The organism is Kitasatospora sp. NPDC004745 (genome assembly GCF_042873275.1).
Taxonomy (GTDB): Bacteria; Actinomycetota; Actinomycetes; order Streptomycetales; family Streptomycetaceae; genus Kitasatospora.
Genome location: NZ_JBIALK010000027.1, coordinates 45379 through 63439, shown reverse-complemented (window position 1 = coordinate 63439; position 18061 = coordinate 45379). Strand labels below are relative to the sequence as shown.

The 18061-nt window shown below is 71.3% G+C and carries 7 protein-coding genes and 1 tRNA gene; 7 read left to right on the top strand and 1 reads right to left on the bottom strand.

Features of this window, described 5'->3' with window-relative positions:
* Positions 1-239: 239 nt before the first annotated feature.
* From ACFYUY_RS32605 to ACFYUY_RS32595, 3 genes are all read left to right on the top strand, one after another.
* Positions 240-323 (top strand) — tRNA-Leu (locus ACFYUY_RS32605).
* Between the two features lie 146 nt (positions 324-469).
* Positions 470-2662, top strand: coding sequence for a serine/threonine-protein kinase (locus ACFYUY_RS32600; RefSeq protein ID WP_387905996.1), 2193 nt, complete (start codon positions 470-472; stop codon positions 2660-2662).
* Positions 2663-2817: 155 nt separating this feature from the next.
* Positions 2818-3360, top strand: a complete 543-nt coding sequence (locus tag ACFYUY_RS32595; RefSeq protein ID WP_387905994.1) for a hypothetical protein — start codon at positions 2818-2820, stop codon at positions 3358-3360.
* Between the two features lie 99 nt (positions 3361-3459).
* Here the strand turns inward: ACFYUY_RS32595 and ACFYUY_RS32590 are convergent, their stop codons facing one another.
* Positions 3460-7917, bottom strand: a complete 4458-nt coding sequence (locus ACFYUY_RS32590) for a LamG-like jellyroll fold domain-containing protein (protein WP_387905992.1) — start codon at positions 7915-7917, stop codon at positions 3460-3462.
* Between the two features lie 378 nt (positions 7918-8295).
* Here ACFYUY_RS32590 and ACFYUY_RS32585 point away from each other — a divergent pair, with 378 nt between their 5' ends.
* The 4 genes from ACFYUY_RS32585 (at position 8296) to ACFYUY_RS32570 (ending at position 18032) form a co-directional block, all read left to right on the top strand.
* The gene (locus ACFYUY_RS32585) at positions 8296-15402 is read left to right on the top strand and encodes an RHS repeat-associated core domain-containing protein (RefSeq protein WP_387905990.1); all 7107 of its coding nucleotides are present in this window, start codon (positions 8296-8298) and stop codon (positions 15400-15402) included.
* The gene (locus tag ACFYUY_RS32580) at positions 15399-15920 is read left to right on the top strand and encodes a hypothetical protein (protein ID WP_387905988.1); all 522 of its coding nucleotides are present in this window, start codon (positions 15399-15401) and stop codon (positions 15918-15920) included. The genes ACFYUY_RS32585 and ACFYUY_RS32580 overlap by 4 nt, the downstream gene beginning before the upstream one ends.
* Before the next feature lie 454 nt (positions 15921-16374).
* Entirely contained in the window at positions 16375-16737 is a 363-nt protein-coding gene (locus ACFYUY_RS32575; protein WP_360215927.1) for a YciI family protein, read from the top strand.
* A complete protein-coding gene (locus tag ACFYUY_RS32570; RefSeq protein ID WP_387905986.1) occupies positions 16734-18032 on the top strand; it encodes an RNA polymerase sigma factor in 1299 nt (432 codons plus the stop codon). Before ACFYUY_RS32575 ends, ACFYUY_RS32570 begins: the two co-directional genes overlap by 4 nt.
* The last annotated feature ends 29 nt before the right edge of the window (positions 18033-18061 follow it).

Sequence of the window (18061 nt, the reverse complement as noted above, 5' to 3'; positions counted from 1 at the left end):
GTGGGGGCGCCGGGGGGCGGGGGGGGCCCCCCCCCCCCCGCGCCCCCCCCCCCCCCCCCCCCCCCCGGGGGGGGCGGGCCACCCCCGCCCCCCCCCCCCCCGACGCCGTTTCCGCCGGCCGCCTCGCCGGTGGGGGAGGCGTCCCCGCCCGCCGATCGCCAGGTCCGGGCCCTGCCCGTTGCCCGGGGGTGGTCGGAAGCACCCCTCCGGATGGGCTATGGTTAACCCATCACCCAGATGCGCGGGTGGCGGAATAGGCAGACGCGCTGGATTCAGGTTCCAGTGCCCGAAAGGGCGTGGGGGTTCAACTCCCCCCTCGCGCACACAGTGAACGGCCGGTCGACCCAACAGTCGACCGGCCGCTCTGTTTTCCGGGGGCGGGTGCCGGGCAGGCCGCACGGGGGCCCGACTAGGCTGGGCCGGTCGCGCGGCCGGTCGGCCGTGCACGCCTTGGGGGAGAGTACGGCAGGTGACCTTGGTGGAGAACGATCCGCGGGAGATCGGCGGCTACCTCCTGGAGGGCCGGCTCGGTGCGGGCGGGATGGGCGTGGTCTACCGCGCCCGGTCGGTGTCCGGGCGCCAGGTGGCCGTGAAGGTGATCCGGCCCGAGCTGGCCGCGGACGCCGAGTTCCGGGCCCGGTTCCGGCAGGAGGTCACGGCCGCGCGCAAGGTCAGCGGAGCGTTCACCGCACCCGTGCTCGACGCGGACCCCGACGCCCCGGCGCCCTGGCTGGTCACGCTCTTCGTCCCCGGCCCGTCCCTGGGTGAGCGGGTCTCCGCCGAGGGCCCGATGTCCCCGCCCGAGGTGCGCCGGCTGGCGGCCGGGCTGGCCGAGGCGCTGCGGGAGATCCACCGGGTCGGGCTGGTGCACCGCGACCTCAAGCCCGGGAACGTCCTGCTCGCCGAGGACGGCCCGCGCGTCATCGACTTCGGCATCGCCAGGGCGGCCGATCAGACCCAACTGACCAGCACCGGCGTCGCCGTCGGGACCCCGCCGTTCATGGCGCCCGAGCAGTTCCGCAGCGGCGCGGCGACGGCGGCCACGGACGTGTTCGCGCTCGGTTCGGTGCTGGCGTTCGCGGCCACCGGGCGCGGCCCGTTCGGCGCGGACTCCTCGCACGCGGTGGGCTTCCGGGTGGTGTACGAGGAGCCGGACCTCGCCGGGGCTGCGGCGGAGCTGCGACCGCTGATCCTCGCCTGCCTGGCGAAGGACCCGGAGCAGAGGCCCACCGTGGACGGGCTGTTGGCACTCGTCGCGGCGGGGGCGCGGGAACGGACGGTCCAGCTGCGGACGGGGCCGGTGGCCCCGGCCCCGGCATCGGCCTCGGCGCTCGCTCCGGCCCCACCGCTCCCGCCGCCTGCTCCGCCCACGCCGACCGCTCAGGCGACGGTGGTCCCCGGCCCGGTGGTGCCCGGCGGCGCTGCCCACCCGTCGTCCTCTCCGGCGGCGGTTGTCGTCGCGCCGCGCCCCGGCCGGCGCAAGGCCCTGCTGATCGGCTCGGCGCTGGCCGCCGTGGTCGTCGCCACCGCGGGCACGCTGGGCGTCCTCGCCTGGCAGGCCCAGCGGGCGGACGACGGCAGGAACGGCGCCGCTGCGACCGGCGGTGCCACGAGCGGTGACGTCAAGACCGGTGACGTCAAACCGAGCAGCGCCTCGCCCGGCGCCGGTGCCGGTGGCCTCGCCTGCGGCCCGGCCGGCAAGGCCGCGATCGGTTCGGACGGGATGGAGGGCGCGCTCGTCCAGCAGTGGGTCACCGACTTCGGCAAGGCCTGCCCCACCAGCCAGCTGACCGTCGACACGTCCACCGGCGGCACCGCCGCGGACCGGTTCACCAACGGAGGCCTCGACGCCGCCACCGTGGACGTCGCGATGACCGACGGTCAGAAGGCCGCGTACGGGCGGCACTGCGAGGGCGGCCGGATCGCCCAGCTCCCCGTCACGGTGCTCCCCGTCGCAGTGGTCTACAACGTGCCCGGTGCGGCCGACCTCGTCCTCGACGCCCCGACGCTCGCCAAGATCTTCCGGGGCCGGATCCAGACCTGGAACGACCCGGCGATCAGGGCGCTCAACCCCGGTGCGACGCTGCCGAACTCGCCCATCGCCGTGCGGGCCCCGTCCGAGGCCTCGTGGGCCACCTTCGTCCTCACCCAGTACCTCGCCCAGGCGGCACCCGCCGACTGGCCGTACGAACCGGGCACCACCTGGGCGTCCGAGCTGCCGGCCACGCCCGGCACGAGTGCGTCCGGCGTGCCCGGGGCCGTCGCCGGCACCCAGTGGTCGATCGGCTTCGTCCCGCTGCGGGACGCCGGCACCCTCCGGAAGGCCCAGGTCCGCAGCGGCGACGGCGGCGACTTCGTGGCGGCCCCCACCGCCCTGAGCGTCAACGCGGCGGCCGCGGCGGGCACGATCGAGAGCGACGGCACCAGGCTCTCCGTCAAGCTCGACCACCGGAAGCCCGTCAAGTACGGCTACCCGGTGGTCGGCTTCGGCTACCTCGACTTCTGCGAGCGCGGCGGCGGCGCCGGCATCGTGGCGAGCTTCGCCTCCTACGCCGTCAGCGGCCCGGCCCAGGCCACGGGCGAGGGCCTCACGTACGGCACGCTGCCCCCGGCCATGGCCCAGCAGGTACAGGCCACCCTCCTCGGCCTCCGCTCCCCGTAGCAGCCGCCGCGGAGCCCGACCCGTGGCCGCGATCGACGACCTCACCCACCTCGTCCCGCGGCCGCCGCAACCCTCCGGGCGGGTGCGGATCCGCCGCATCCGTGATTCGGGCGACTCGCCCTTCCAGAAGAGGAGTTGACCGTGGAGGCAGAAACGTGACGACGGCGATGCACACTTCAGGATTCCGAACCCGTCTGCTGCTCGCCGGAGTCGTGCTAGCGCTCGCTCCGGCCTGCACCTCCGGCCAGCCCGGCCGGGGCGCGGAGTCCCCTCCGGCCTCCTCCTCAGCCTCGGCCGAGGTCAGGCAGGACGTCGCGCCCCTGCACCGCCGCTTCCCCGAGCTGGGCGAGCTGTCCGCGGCCAGATGGGTGGGGACCGTCCTGGGCGCGGGCTCGGGGGCGGACGCGCGGCTGGACGTGCCGGGGCCGAGCGACGTGGGTCTGGACGGGGTGGCCCGGGTCGAGCCGGCGGCCCTCGCGTCGATCACCGCGAGCGGGACGTGGCAGGAGGGCGCCATCGCCTGCCCCGTGCCGGGGCCCCTGGCCGCCGAAGTGGGCAGCGGCTCCACGTGGTTGCACAGCGAGGCCTTCGACCGAACGGTGAACCGTGACCAGTACCCGGGGAGCTTCTACTTCGAGCGCAGGAGCAGCCGCGTCTACTTCTGCACCGTGAACCCCACCCCCCGCTCACCCGAGTGACCCCGCCCGTCCGGCGCCCCGCAGCCGGACGGGGCCGTACCCAAGTGCTCGGGTACGGCCCCGTCCGTCGTTCACCGCCCTCCAGCGGATCGGCTGCGCTCAGGAGACCTGGGCGCGCACGAGCCAGCGCTGGTTGGCGTTGCCGGTGCAGGACCAGACTCCGAGCGCGGTGCCGTTCGCGTCCGCCCAGCCGGGCAGTTCGAGGCACTTGTCGGAGACCGGGTTGTAGAGCGATCCGTCGTAGCGGCGGACCCAGGTCTGGGTGTCGTCGTTGCCGCACGTCTGGAAGGAGACCTTGCCCCCGTTTCCGGCCGGCTTGTCGTTGGTGGCGACGCAGCGGTCGGTGCCGGGGACGGTGATCTTGTTGTCGGTGGTCAGGGCGAAGTGCTGGGCGCTGCCGTTGTAGCAGTCGTAGAGGACCACCGCGGTACCGACGGTGCCGCCCCAGTTGTCCAGGCAGCGGCCGGGGTTGTAGGCGCTCTGGATCCGGACGCTGGACCCGGCCGTGGCGAGCGTGTTGGCCTGCTGGTCGGTGAACGCGTACGGGTAGAGCCGGACGTCGCCGACCGCGCCGTTCAGACGGCTGTCGGGCCCGGGGTAGCGGGTGGCGGTCTCCCCACCGATGTTCAGGCTCCCGGTGGCCTTCCAGCCGTTCGGGACCCGGACCGAACCGGTGGCCCGACCGTTGACGTACAGCGTCGCGGTCTGGGTCTCCGCGTTGTACGCGCCGACGAGGTGCGTCCACGCGCCGACCTGCGGCTGCTCGGTGTCGACGGCCGCGTAGTAGGTGCTGGGGCGGACCTGGTCGCTCGACGGCAGGTTGAAGGCCCACCTGCCGTAGGCGGCGGAGTACTGGAGGTAGAACGGGCTGCGCTCGTCGCCGGTCAGGGAGACGGCGGTCTGGTAGCCGTTGGTGTTGTTGATCTTGACCCAGGCCGCGACGGTGTAGCTCTGGCTGGTGTCGACGTCGGCTTGGCCGGTGCTCCGGTAGAGGGTGTTGCCGTCGAGCGCGACGGCCTTGCCTGCGGCGCCGTTGTGATCGGCGGTGCGGGCGTACGTGCTCGGGTAGAGCGCGTTGGAGGCGTTGCTGTCGACGATGGTGCTGCCGTCGAGGGCCCACCAGAGCGGGGTCGCGGAGGTGTCCGCGGCTCGGCTCGGACCGGCCTGCCAGGTGAAGGCGGCGCCGGGCGTGCCGGGGTCGGTGGCCGCGCCCCACCAGATGTCGACCTGCCCGTTGGCGCGCTTGCCCCACAGGCCGGCGGAGCCGTTGCCGGTGAGGTCGCCGTCTGATCCGAGGGCCGGCCAGGTGTCGGGGGAGACGGAGCCGATGGTGACGGGGCCGGAGATCTGGGCCAGGGTGGGGACGGTGGCGGTGTTGCCGCCGCTGTCCGTCACCGGCCTGCCGTTGCGGTCGGTGGATGCCACGGTGCCGGTGGTGAAGGTGTAGGCGAGCAGCGCGCCCCTGCCGCCGTCCTCGGCCGCCTCCAGGTTCCGGGTCCACAGGCCCGGGTGGCCCTGCTTGGCCCAGTCGCCGGGGGTGATGAGCTCCTTGTCCTTCCACCCGGAAGCGGCCAGTCGGACGGGCTTGCCGAGGGTGTTGAAGCTCGTGGTCGCGGGGTAGTACCAGAGCGCTGCGTCGGTGCCGTTGTTGGTGCTCTCGACGGTGAGCAGGCCGCTCTTGTTCTTGAACCGCAGCTTGTAGTCGAGGTCCGTGTTCACGGGGTCGCCGAGCGCGGCGACCCGGAGTGTGGTGGACCAGTCGGTGGCGTTGTAGCCGGCTGCGGTGAGCCAGGAGCAGTCCTCCCCGGCGGTCGTTGCGCACTTCGGCTTCGCGAGCACTGCCCTGGCATCGACTCGGCCGTAGTAGCCGGTGTTGCCAGGGTTCCGGTAGAGGTAGAGGTCCTTGCCCCCAGGCGCATGAGCGACGATGTCGTCGATGTTGTTGCCGCCGGTGAGCGTGCCCCGGTGGGCGAACTGGACGTTGCCCCAGCCCTGTCCGGTGGGCGAGTCCTCGCGCTTGGCGACGAGGGAGACGGGCGGGCTCTTGGCGAGCGGGTTGCCGGCCACGGCGTAGGCGCGCAGGTCGCCGGCTTGGTCGGGGGTGACGATGTCCGGCGCGCCGTCACCGGTCACGTCGCCGAAGACCGGGGGCGGGCCGTCCGGGTTCCACGGCACGTAGAACGCGTACTGGGCGACGGGCGAGACGTTGCGGGCGTTGTCCATCACCTGCAGGTAGACGACGTTGGTGCCCCAGCGCCCGGGCAGGACGCTGACGCCGCCCTGGGGGAGGGAGGATCCGCACTGCCACTGCGCTCCGGCGAGCTGAGGGTCCCAGGACCAGCGGGCGCACGTGACGCCCGAGGGAGTGCCGCCGTTCGGCGCGGTGTCGGCGGCGGTGAAGGGGACGACGCCCCACTCCCCGGCCTTCTTCCTGGTCACCTGTCCGTTGCCGGACGGGGGGAACCGGTCGGCGAGGGCGCTCTCGGGGAGCGTGGTGTAGACGTCGGGGACGGAGAGGCTCGGAGGAGTGAGGTCCACGCCGAACCGGCATGCCGGGGCGTATCCGGAGGAGGTGATCCCGTCGGTGGCCACGGAGCCCCAGCCGTAGACGTGGCCGTCCTTGATCACGTCGGAGCGCACCTGGAAGGCCGCGTTTCCGCCGTTGCCCACCAGGCCCGACTGGCCGGAGTCGACCTCGGGCACGCCCGGGAGGTTGTAGTCCCAGATCTTGGACCACGAGGAGAGGGAGTTCTGGACGGGGCTGTGGACGGTCGCGTTGAGGGACACCGAGCCGTTGAGATTGCTGCCCGCGCCGAGCCAGCCGACCGAGGTGCCGTCGCAGCCCTGGTTCTCCGCCCACGGTGAGGCGGTGCTCGGTGGCGGCCACACGTAGGTGTTGGTCGGGGTGTCCGGGGCGCGGTCGTACTCGACGACGACCACGGGGTTGTAGGTCAGGCGTTTGAAGGCCATCTTGTCGGACTCGTTGCCCGCGAACACGCCGAAGGTCAGGTCGTCGTGGGTGGCGGCGCGTTCCTTGTAGACCGAGGTGACGTCGTACTGGAACTCGCGGTTGTCGTAGCAGCCCTGGCCGCCGGAGCCGGCGACGTCGGCGCGGCCGAGCCGCCCGCCGACCACGACGGGCGGGTTCTTCCAGGTGGTCTGGTTGTCGATCGGCCCGGTGAAGTAGAGGTCCACCGGATAGGTGGTGGTGCAGGAGAAGTCGGAGGACTCGTACTCCCAGACCGACATGGTGGCCTTGTTGATCACCGCGCCGGCGAAGCCGCGGGTGTCGATCTGGAAGTAGGAGCGCTCGATCCCCTTGTCGACCTGGTAGCCCTGGTAGCCGACGCCGGGGCGGGCGTACTTGTCGCCCGAGGCGGTGGTCTGGCCGTAGCGGGGCGTCGTCGGGTACGCCTGCTGGGTCCAGGTCCAGGCGTTGCCGCTGCGGGAGTCGTAGAGCCAGCCGGGATCGATGAACCAGGGGCCCTGTCCCTTGCCGAGCACCGAGGCGTCCGTGGTCAGCTCGACGGCGTCGCCGGTGGTCGTGGCGGGCATGGTGGCGACCCTGGCCCCGGTGCCGGGGCCGTCCGCACTGCTGGTGCTGCGGGACTTGGCGGGTACGCCGGCCTGAGCCGTCCGACCGTCGCCATCGGCCTGGAGGGCCTGGGCGGCCGCGGCCGACTTGCCGACGGGAGCGGCCGGGGGTGCTGCGCTCACGGAGCTGTCCCACATCCGGGGCGCGGGTGCGTGCCAACGGACGGTGCCGTCCTTGCCGGTGGCGGTGAGGTTGCTGTCGCCGTCGGCCTTGACGGTGACGCCCTGGCCGGTGGTGCCGAAGCGGATCTTCTTGAGCTGCGGGCTGTTCGCGGCCTCGGCGGTCTTGACGATCAGGACGGTGCTCAGCCCGCCGAACCTGTCGGCGGTGACCTTCAGGTCGATACCGGGGGCGACGTCGGGGTACACCAGGCCGTCGCCGTCGTCGTCGAGGGACGGCTTGGTCAGCGGGAACGGCGAGTCGATGGCGAGCTTCTCGCCGTCCGGAGCGGTCAGCGTGCCCAGCGGGCCGGTGCCGCCGCCGGACAGGAGAACGCCCGCGGCGGAGGCCCGGGGGCGGTAGCCGCCGGCCGGATCGGCCACGAGCCTGGCGTCCAGTGTCGCCCAGGTGCCGTCCTTCTGCTTGACCCGCTGCTGATCGGGGTGCTGCGACCGCGAGAGGTGCCCCTCGGGCGTGGCGACGGTCTCGCTGTACTCGTCCGTCAACTCGGCTACGGGAACCGGCTTCCCGGTGGCCTTGGCCTGAGCGATCGCCCGGTCGGCGGCGGTGGCGGAAGGCTTGCCCTTGGTGTGCCGGGCGTCGGCGGACGCCATGGCGGCCAACGCGTCGGGCGTGATGGCCCCGGGCGAGGCGGTGGGTGCGCCGGCGGGCGCGGCGAAGGCGGCGGGCGCTGCGGAGGTCAGCGCCAGGACGAGCCCGACGGCCGCGGCGGACGCGCGCGCGGACGGGATCCGTGAGCGGAGGCGGGCGCCGGAGCGGGCGCCGGGCGGAGCGGCAGGCATGTGGTGAGGTTCCCCCCTCGGTCTGACAATCGGGTCCGCCCCCGGCCCGATCTGTGCACGTCATGGGCAGGGGGCGCGAGCAAGGTCCCCGATGGGTAAACCCGCGGTCAACTCGATTAGGTGTTCGACTGTCCGATTTCGGAGTGTGCGAACCACTATGGCTCTCCTGTGACATGAATCACCGTCGGCAATCATCAGGCAACTCCTCGACCTGACGGTGTCCGGTCCCCTACTCTCCGCCACAGTCGTCTGTCCACGCCCTACCTGAGGCGTGGCTACCTATGGGGGGTAGCGGTGTCCATTCGTCGTGTCCGCTTGCCGTGGCCGGCCGGGAGGGGAGCGCCGCCGGGGCGGCGCCGAAGCTCTCGGGTGGCTGTCGTGAGCGCTCTGGCCGTACTCGGTGCGCTCGTGGCGCCCGTCGCCCCGGCGCTGGCCGCTCCGACCGCCGACAGGGACAGGATCTGGTCGCCCCCGGGCACGCCGTTGCCGAAGACGGCGTCGGTGCCGGGTGCGACGGAGAAGCCGAAGTCGGCGCCGGCGAAGAAGGGCTCGCCGAACTGGGTGCCGCCCAAGAGCGCGCCGAAGACGGCCACGGGCTCGGCGGTCGCCGTGTTGGATTCCGTGCCTGCAGCCGGTGCGAAGACGGTCCGCAAGTCCGCGGACGGCGCCGAGGTGCGGGAGCCGGCGGCGGGGGCCTCCAAACGAGCCGGTGAACTACCGGTGTGGCTGGCGCCCGTCGCGCCGGACACGGCCCCGAAACCCACGGACTCCGCTGCTGCCCCGGCAGCCGCGGACACTGCTCCGGCCGGGTCGGTCAACCCTTCGGCCGCCTCGCCGGTCAAGGTGAACGTGGCGGACCGGAAGGCCGCGGCTGCGGCCGGTGTGCAGGGCGCCCTGGTCACCCTGGAACGCTCCGAACAGGCGGACGCCACGAAGGTGAGGCTGGGCCTGGACCTCTCGGGCGCAGGCTTCGGCGGTGGCTTCGCCGAGCGTGCCCAGCTGGTGACGCTGCCCGCGTGCTCACTGACCACCCCCGAGGTGGCCGGTTGCCTGACCCGCACCCCGGTGCCCTCGCACTACGACGCGGAGGCGAAGCGGCTCGTCGCCGACATCGACCTGCCCGCCGTCGCGGCGGTTCCGACGAAGGACCAGCGTGCCGAGTCGAAGGCGGCGGAGTTCGCGCCGTCGGCCGGCGCACCGTCCGCCGGTGCGGAGCCCTCGGCCTCGGGTCCGATGGTGCTCGCCGCCGAGGGGACTCCGTCGAGCGGCCTGGGCACGTACAGTGCGACGTCCCTGTCGCCGAGCCAGGCGTGGACGGCCGGCAGCTCCTCCGGCGCGTTCACGTACAGCTACCCGATCCAGGCCCCGCCCTCGCTCGGCGGCGCGGCGCCCCAGGTGGCGCTCGGCTACGACTCGGCCTCGGTCGACGGGCGGACTTCGTCGACCAACTCCCAGGCCTCCTGGGTCGGTGACGGTTGGGACCTCAGCTCGGGCTTCGTCGAGCGCTCCTACAAGGCGTGCGACAAGGCGGGGATCACCGGATCGAGCGACCAGTGCTGGGGCGGGGCGAACCTGACCCTGTCCCTGGGCGGCCACTCGGGCGAGCTCGTGCCCGACGACCAGTCCTGCGTGTCCGGCGACGCCAAGTCCGAGCAGTCCAAGTGCACCTGGCGGCTGAAGAACGACGACGGCACCAAGATCGAGTTCCTCGGCGGCGCCGACAACGGCACCTGGAACGGCTCCTACCTCAAGGTCACCGACAGCTCCGGCACGGTGTACTACCTCGGCCTCAACCACCTCCCCACCTCGTCCGGTACGCCGAGCAGTACCGGTCCGGCGAGCGGGTCGGCATGGACGGTGCCCGTGTACTCGCCCAACCCCGGCGACCCCTGCTACGACGCGGCCAAGGGCAAGGGCTCCTGGTGCCAGACGGCGTGGCGCTGGAACCTCGACTACGTCGTCGACGTCCACGGCAACCTGACCACCTACACCTACGCCCCGGAGGCGAACTGGTACGCCCGCGGGGGCGGCCAGAACCGCGGCAGCGGCGTGAACTCCTCGTACACCCGGGGCGGCACGCTCGCCACGATCGGCTACGGGCAGCTGCTCTCCGACCAGCTCGGTGCGAACGGCACCTACCAGCCCGCCGCGAAGATCGAATTCGAGACGGGCGAACGCTGCGTCTCGGGCGCGGCGGCCTGCGACCCCGCCCGGCGGACCTCGGCCAACGCGGCCGACTGGCCGGACGTGCCGCTCGACAAGCAGTGCGCCGAGCAGGGCACCTGCTCCAGCTTCGGGCCGACGTACTGGTCGACCAGGTGGCTCAACGCGATCACCACCTCGATCCGCGACGGCGGCTCCTACCGCCCGGTGGACCGCTACGAGCTCGCCCACGTCTTCAAGACGCCGGCCAACTCCGGTGAGAACACCCAGATCCCGTGGCTGCAGACGGTCAGGCGGACCGGCAAGGACGCCTTCAACGGGCAGACCGAGCAGGCCCTGCCCGAGGTCACCTTCGCCGACCTGATGCTGCCCAACCGGGTGGACGGCCTCGTCCCGGCGCGTCCCCGCTACAACCGGCCGCGCATCGAGGTGATCACCCTCGAGACCGGCGGCACGATCGCCGTCGACTACAACCGCGACTCCTGCATGCGCACCACCGGCAGGATGCCGTCCTCCGCCGACGGCAACACCATGAGCTGCTACAACGTGAAGTGGTACGACACGGGTGTCGCCGCGATGGTGGACGACTGGTTCCTGCGCTACCCGGTCGCCTCGGTGACCGTCGACCCCAACTCCAGCCTCGTCGCCGGTGCGGCCACCAAGGTCACCGCCTACGAGTACGGACCGGCCGCCTGGCACCGCAACGACGGCGCCCTGACGGACGACAAGTCCCGCACCTGGGACCAGTTCCGCGGCTACGCCAAGGTGACCGCGGTGACCGGCTCGGGCCAGGACGGCGCCAAGTCCAAGACGTCGACCAGCTACTACCAGGGCATGGACGGGGACCTGAAGGCGGACGGCTCGGCCCGATCCGTGACGGTCTCCGGTCCGACGAGCGGCGGCAAGCGCGACGACGACTGGCTGTCCGGCCGGGTGCTGGAGAGCGACGTCTACGCGGACTCGGGCGCCTCCACCCCCGAATCGTCAACGGTGAGCACCAGCAGTGGCCCGGTCACCACCGCGACCCGCAAGCGGACCGGTCTGCCGGACCTCGTCGCCCGGTACGCCGCCACCACCGCGACCAGCACCACCACCAGCCGGACCACCACCGGCACCCGGACCACGTCCACGGTGACCAGCAGCGACGCGGCCAACGGAAACCGGATCAGGACCAAGCTCAGCACCGCCGACGGCACGCCCGACCTCTGCACCCGGAACGCCTACGCCACCGGTACGAACCCGCAGATGACCGGACTGCTGTCGGAGGCCCTGACGGTCTCCGGCGCCAACGCCTGCACGGCGAAACCGACGGCGGACAACACCGTCTCCGGAGCCCGCTCCCTCTACGACGGGGCGGCCTACGGCAACGCCGGCGCCAAGGGCGAGCCGACCGGCACCCAGGTGCTCGACCGCTACGACGGTTCCGGCGCAGCCCAGTTCGTGACCACCGGCACCACGGCCTACGACACGTACGGCCGTACCGTCGGCGTCACCGACGTCACGGCCACCGACGCCGCCAACCCGAACGGCGCGACGGTGACGACGGCCTACACCTCGGCGAACGCGGGCGAACTGCCCAACCGGACCGTGACCGGCACGCCGGCCCCGGCAGGCGCACCCGACGCCGGAGCCAAGCGCACCACCACCGCCACGCTCGACCCGGCCCGCGCCCTACCGATCACCACCACCGACCCCAACGCCCGTACCGTCAACCAGGCGTACGACTCGCTCGGCCGGCTCAAGGCGGTCTGGACCCCGGGCCGGGAGACCAGCGCGAGCGCCAACTACACCTTCGACTACACCGTGGACGGCACGGCCAGGCCGTCGACCGTCACCAGCCGGACCCTGCGCTCCAACGAGAGCTACGCGGTCTCCACCCAGATCATGGACGGGCTCGCCCGGGTCGTGCAGACCCAGAGCGACCCGGCGATCTCCGCCTACCACGGCCGGTTGCTGACGGACACCTTCTACGACTCACAGGGCCGCACCAACCGCAGCTTCGCCGCCCACTACGACGACACCAGCGCTCCCAACACGGTCCGCTTCAACGTGACGCCCGCCGATGTACCCGGCCAGACCTACACCGTCTTCGACGGCATGGGCCGACCGGTCAGCTCGCAGTTCATCGCCCTCGGCGTCCCGCAGAACACCACGACCACCGCCTACCCGGGCGCCGACCGGGTCGACGTCTCGCCGCCGGCCGGAGCCACCGCGACCAGCACCCTCACGGACGCCCGCGGCCGCACCAGCCAGCTGTGGCAGTACAGGACGCCCTCCGCGACCGGCAAGCAGGCGGACGCGGACGTCACCACGTACACCTACACCGCGGGCGGTCAGGCCGCCACCCGCGTCGACGCCGCCGGGAACTCCTGGAGCTACGGCTACGACCAGCGCGGCCGTCAGGTGAAGGCGGACGACCCGGACACCGGCGTCTCGACCCGCACCTACGACAGCGCCGGCCGGCTCGCGACCACCACGGACGCACGCAACCAGACGGTGGCCACCACCTACGACCTGCTCGGCCGCAAGACCGGCACGTACAACGGCACGGTCGCCCCGGCCAACCGGCTCACCGGCTACACCTACGACACCGTCGCCAAGGGCCAGGCCGCCAGCTCCACCCGCTACGTCGGCGGTGCGAGCGGTGCGGCCTACACCAAGGCCGTGACGGACCTGGACACCGCGTACCGGCCGACCAAGACCACCGTGTCGATCCCCGGCAGCGAGGTCGGTACGACCGGGCAGGCGACCTACGAGTACGAGGCGGTCTACGACCCGATCACCGGTGCGATGACCGGGGAGTACCGGGCGGCGGCAGGCAACCTCGCCTACGAGTCGATCACCTACGACTACGACGTCTACGGCCTGCTGTACGGCATGGGCGGCGCCGGCGACATCTACCTCCGCCAGTCCGACTGGGACGCCTACGGGCGCAACATCCGCTCCACCGTCAACCCGTTCGGCTGGCAGATCGTCGCCACCAACACCTACGACGAATCCACCGGTCGCCTGCTCACCCAGTACATCGACAAGCAGACCTCCACCACGGGCACGGTCCAGAACACGACCTACGCGTACAACCAGGCCGGGCAGATCACCGGGATCCGGACCATCCCGAACAACACCCCGGCCGCCACCGACCTGCAGTGCTTCGGCTACGACTACCTGGGCCGCCTCACCAGCGCGTGGAGCGACACCGGGAAGCTCGACCAGCCCACCCCGTCCCTCGCGGGCCAGGGGGCCTGCGCCAACAACACACCCACCAGCGGGGCGGTCGCACCGGCCAGGACCACCGTCGGCGGCAGCGCCGCCTACTGGCAGGACTACACCTACGACCTGACCGGCAACCGGACCAGGCTCGTCGACCACAACCCGGCCGGCGACCAGTCCAAGGACGTGAAGGTCGACCAGACGTTCCCCGCCCCCGGCACCCGCAACACGCCCACCACCGCGTCCGGCACGGGCGGCGGCACCGGCGGCCCGCACGCGCTGGCCACCGGCAAGTCGACCTTCGGGTGGAGCGCGGGCACCGTGGGAACCGACCAGTACGACGCGGCCGGTAACACCACGAAGATCAACAACCCCGGCGGAAACCGGGTCCTCAACGCCGGCTTCGTCCTCAAGTCCGGAGAGAGCATCCGCTCCAACGGTGCCCAGCTCACCATGCAGACCGACGGAAACCTGGTGATCAGCTCGCTGCGCACCGGACAGACGACGTGGTCGACCAACACCCAGAACCACCCGGGTGCCTGGGCCACCATGCAGGACGACGGCAACTTCGTGGTCTACGACCAGCAGCGGGTCTCGCTCTGGTCCTCGCAGACCTACGTCGGTGCGGGCAGCGGCTACTTCGCCGCCCTCCAGGACGACGGCAAGTTCCTGGTCTACGCACCCGGCTGGAAGTCCAAGTGGAGCACTCCCACCTGGAACGCCGTCGACGCGGCCAACAGCGCCACCCTCACCTGGGACGTCGAGGGCAAGCTCGCCTCACTCGCCCAAGGCTCCGCCGTCACCACCTACGTCTACGACGCCGACGGCAACCAGCTGATCCGACGCAACCCGGGCAAGACCACCGTCAACCTCGGCGGCGGCGACGAACTCAGCTACGACACCGGCACCAAGACCAGCACCGCCACCCGCTACTACAGCATCCCCGGCGGCATCACCCTGGTCCGCCAGAGCCCGACCAAACTCACCTACCAGTTCGCCGACCACCACGGCACCAACACCCTGTCCATCGACCGCGACACCCTCGAGGAGACCCGCCGCCCCACCGACCCCTTCGGCGCCCCCCGCGGCACCACCTCCACCACCACCGCCTGGGCCGGCGACAAGGGCTACGTCAACGGCCTCAAGGACGACGCCACCGGCTTCACCAACCTCGGCGCCCGCCAGTACCAGCCCACCACCGGAAGGTTCCTGAGCCCCGACCCATTGTTGGCGACAAAGGATCCTCAGCAGTGGAACAGTTATGCCTACGGCCATAACGCCCCTGTCAACAGGGATGATCCCTCCGGGCTCTATGATCCTGATATCAGGGCGGCGATACAGGCCGAGCAGAAGGAGCAGAAGCAGGCCGCCGAAGAGGCGTCGCACAATTGTGGCGGGAACGGGATGAGCGGCCCGCAGATCTGCCCGAATGGAAGCAGTTGGGAAGATAACAGGCCAACAGAGACGCAAATGAATGTCCTGAAGTACCGGATGCAAATGAAGAAACTTATCTCAGAAACCGGAGATGACTACTCCGACACGGAGGACAGGGTATTCAATAAGCATGCGCCGGGCCCGCATGATATGAAGATTAGGAATTGGGTGTATCAAGTCATCTCGGGCCTAAATGTCGAGGGTTTGGTTCGTGACGACTCGTGGAATGTGGCATCCAAGCTTTTGCAGCACTGGATGGATGCAAGTGGAACGCCATTCGAGCTGCATCCCGACAGCATGATGGGCGAGATTCCAAACTTCAAAAATGATGTCAAGAAATACTTGACGGGAGATGCTGCAGGTAAGGGTAGGTTCGACTCGGGCTGGCAAGTGACAAGGTCGGTTGAGAAGGATGGGGGGTCGAGTATCGGGTGGTTCTATGCTTTGAACAACTTCCAGTGGAGGGTTACGGGCGTGAACGGAGGGAGTGGCGGTCCTGAATATAAACTGGAGATTCGGAAGCGCTACGACTGGGGAACCCCTAGTGAAGGTCGCGATCGCGTGCATAAGATGCAAATCGATATGACTCAGCCGGAGATGGCGCACCTCAACACAGTCGGTCTGGCGCGAGACTTTGATGTCTTCGGCTCGTCAATGATGCGAGGATTGCCTGAATGAGAGCAGCCGTGAAGCTTTCTTACGTTTTTGTGGCGGGAGTTTCGGTGCTGGCTGTCGCCGCATGTGGGAATGAGGTCCCGCAGGGTCGGGCTGTCAGTGCTGCCAGTCCTTCACCCTCGATGCGGACCGCGAGCGCCACGATCGACGGTTCTCCGAGCCTCGAGCTGCAAAGGCGGTACGGAGTGATCGTTCCTGCTGGCGCGAACGGTGTCTCCTACGGGTACCGCCAGGAGGGTGGCGGAGGAGAGCTGTGGGTGACATTCAAGGTTGGGCGCGAGGGGCTTGGCGCATTCCTGGCTGATGCCGGAGCCCGTGAGGAGCAGCTGAATTCCGGTGTCGTTGAGTTTACGGCGAGCGATCTTGAGCTGACTGGGTGGTCGATCGACGCCAAGAGTTCCGTAAAGGGGCTGATGGTGCCTGCGAAGGATGGGGATATCAAGAGTCCCAGTCGGAAGGTTACGGTCGACTACTCGGACTCCGAATCGATGGCGGTATTTGTCCTCGCGGCGAAACCGTAAAGATTTCGGGTATCTGGTCTATGGGCGGGGTCGTCGATTAAAATCGACGGCCCCGCCCTATCCTTTATTTAGGGTTCGCAGACGAGGGGTGGGCGATGGCGGAGGGCAGGTGCTGAGGCGCTGCCTGCCCGTACCTGCGGTCGCCGTGGGTGCCCCTGACTGGCTGCTGCTCCAGGGCGCGGGACAGCTCACACGCGCCTGCCCTGGCCCGAGGACCTCGCCGTCGCAAGGAGGGTCTGGCGAGGGACCCGCCGCAAGCGCCGGGGCCCGGCGTCTGCGCCCTGGGCGGGGCGGGGCGGCGCGTGGGGGTGGTGGAGGGGTCCGGGTGTCGGGGCGGCGGCTGGAAAGATCTTCGGGAGGAGTCGCCGACCGATGTCGAGGACCCGCCCGCGGCTCCGACCGGAGGGTGACGGCGCGCCGACGGGGCGCGCGGGACACGGATGGAGACACCGCCATGAAGTACCTCGCGATGATCTACGGCAACCAGGCCAAGTGGGAGTCCTTCCCGGCCGAGGAGTGGCCGGAGGCGATCGCCAGGCAGGAGGCGTACAACGCCAAGTACCGGGAGACCGGCGAACTGCTCGGCGCCTACGGGCTGGCCGACGCGGCCGCCGCCCAGCTGGTCCGGCGGGCGGAGGGCGTGCCCGCCGTCACCGACGGGCCGTACCTGGAGACCAAGGAGTACATGGCGAGCTTCTACCTGCTGGACTGCGAGAGCCTGGAGCGAGCCCAGCAGATCGCCGCCGACATGCCGTTCGCGGACACCGACCCGGTGGAGCTGTGGCCGATCCTGCACGAGTCCCCGGGGAACGAGTGAGCCCGACCGGCCGCGACGCCGAGGACCTGCTGCGCGAGCTGGCGCCGCAGGTCCTCGGCGTGCTCGTCCGGCGCCACGGGGCGTTCGACGCCTGCGAGGACGCCGTCCAGGAGGCGCTGTTCGCCGCCGCTCTGCAGTGGCCCGCGGACGGGGTGCCCGACAACCCGCGGGGCTGGCTGCTGACCGTGGCCACCCGCAAGCTGGTCGACCAGGTGCGCAGCGACTCGGCGCGCCGACGGAGGGAGGAGGCGCTCGCGCTCGCCACCCCGCAGTCGGCGCTGCTCGCGCCCCCGGCGGACGACGACGCCGTCCAGCAGGACGACTCGCTCGCCCTCCTGTTCCTCTGCTGCCACCCGGTGCTCTCCGCACCGAGCCGGATAGCGCTGACGCTGCGCGCCGTCGGCGGCCTCACCACCGCGCAGGTCGCCGCCGCCTTCCTGGTGCCCGAGGCGACGATGGCGCAGCGGATCAGCCGGGCGAAGCAGGGGATCAGGGCGGCCGGTGGCGACCTGCCGCCCGGGTCGGGGCCGGGGTCGGGGATTGGGGCGGGTTCGGGGGCGGGGGCGGACGGCGAGCGGCTGGGCGAGGTCCGGCACGTGCTGTACCTGATCTTCAACGAGGGCTACACGGCGAGCGGCGGCGAGGAGCTGACCGCGCCGCCGCTCGCCGCCGAGGCGATCCGGCTGACCAGGCTGCTGCTGCGCCTGGTGCCCGACGACGCCGAGACGGCCGGACTGCTGGCCCTGATGCTGCTCACCGACGCCCGTCGCGGCGCCCGTACCGGGCCGTGCGGCGAGCTGGTCCCGCTCGCGGAGCAGGACCGCGACCGGTGGGACGGCGAACTCATCTCCGAGGGGCTGGAGTTGATCTCCTCGACGCTGCCGCGCGGCCGGCCCGGGCCGTACCAGGTGCAGGCCGCGATCGCCGCCGTGCACACCGAGGCCGCGAGCGCCGACGCCACCGACTGGCCGCAGATCCTCGCCCTCTACGACCTGCTGCTGCGCTTCGACGCCAACCCTGTCGTCGCGCTCAACCGGGCGGTGGCGGTGGCGATGGTCCACGGACCGGCCGCCGGTCTGGACCTGCTCGCGGAGCTGGCGGCCGACAAGCGGCTGACCAGGCACCACCGGCTGCTCGCCGTCCGCGCCCACCTGTCGGAGCTGCGCGGCGACGATCCGGCGGCCGCCGCGCAGGCATACCGGGAGGCCGCCTCCCGTACGGCGAGTGGCCCCGAACGCCGGTACCTCCTCGGGCGGGCGCAGGGGTTGGCGGGCGCGGGGCCTGACGGGCAGTGATGCGGGGAGGGGCGCCGCCTGCGGCCTGT

What these genes read in the sequence shown, in the direction of transcription:
- ACFYUY_RS32590 (WP_387905992.1), bottom strand. Translation starts at nt 7,917, where the DNA reads ATGCCTGCCGCTCCGCCCGGCGCCCGCTCCGGCGCCCGCCTCCGCTCA.
- ACFYUY_RS32580 (WP_387905988.1), top strand. Translation starts at nt 15,399, where the DNA reads ATGAGAGCAGCCGTGAAGCTTTCTTACGTTTTTGTGGCGGGAGTTTCG.
- ACFYUY_RS32575 (WP_360215927.1), top strand. Translation starts at nt 16,375, where the DNA reads ATGAAGTACCTCGCGATGATCTACGGCAACCAGGCCAAGTGGGAGTCC.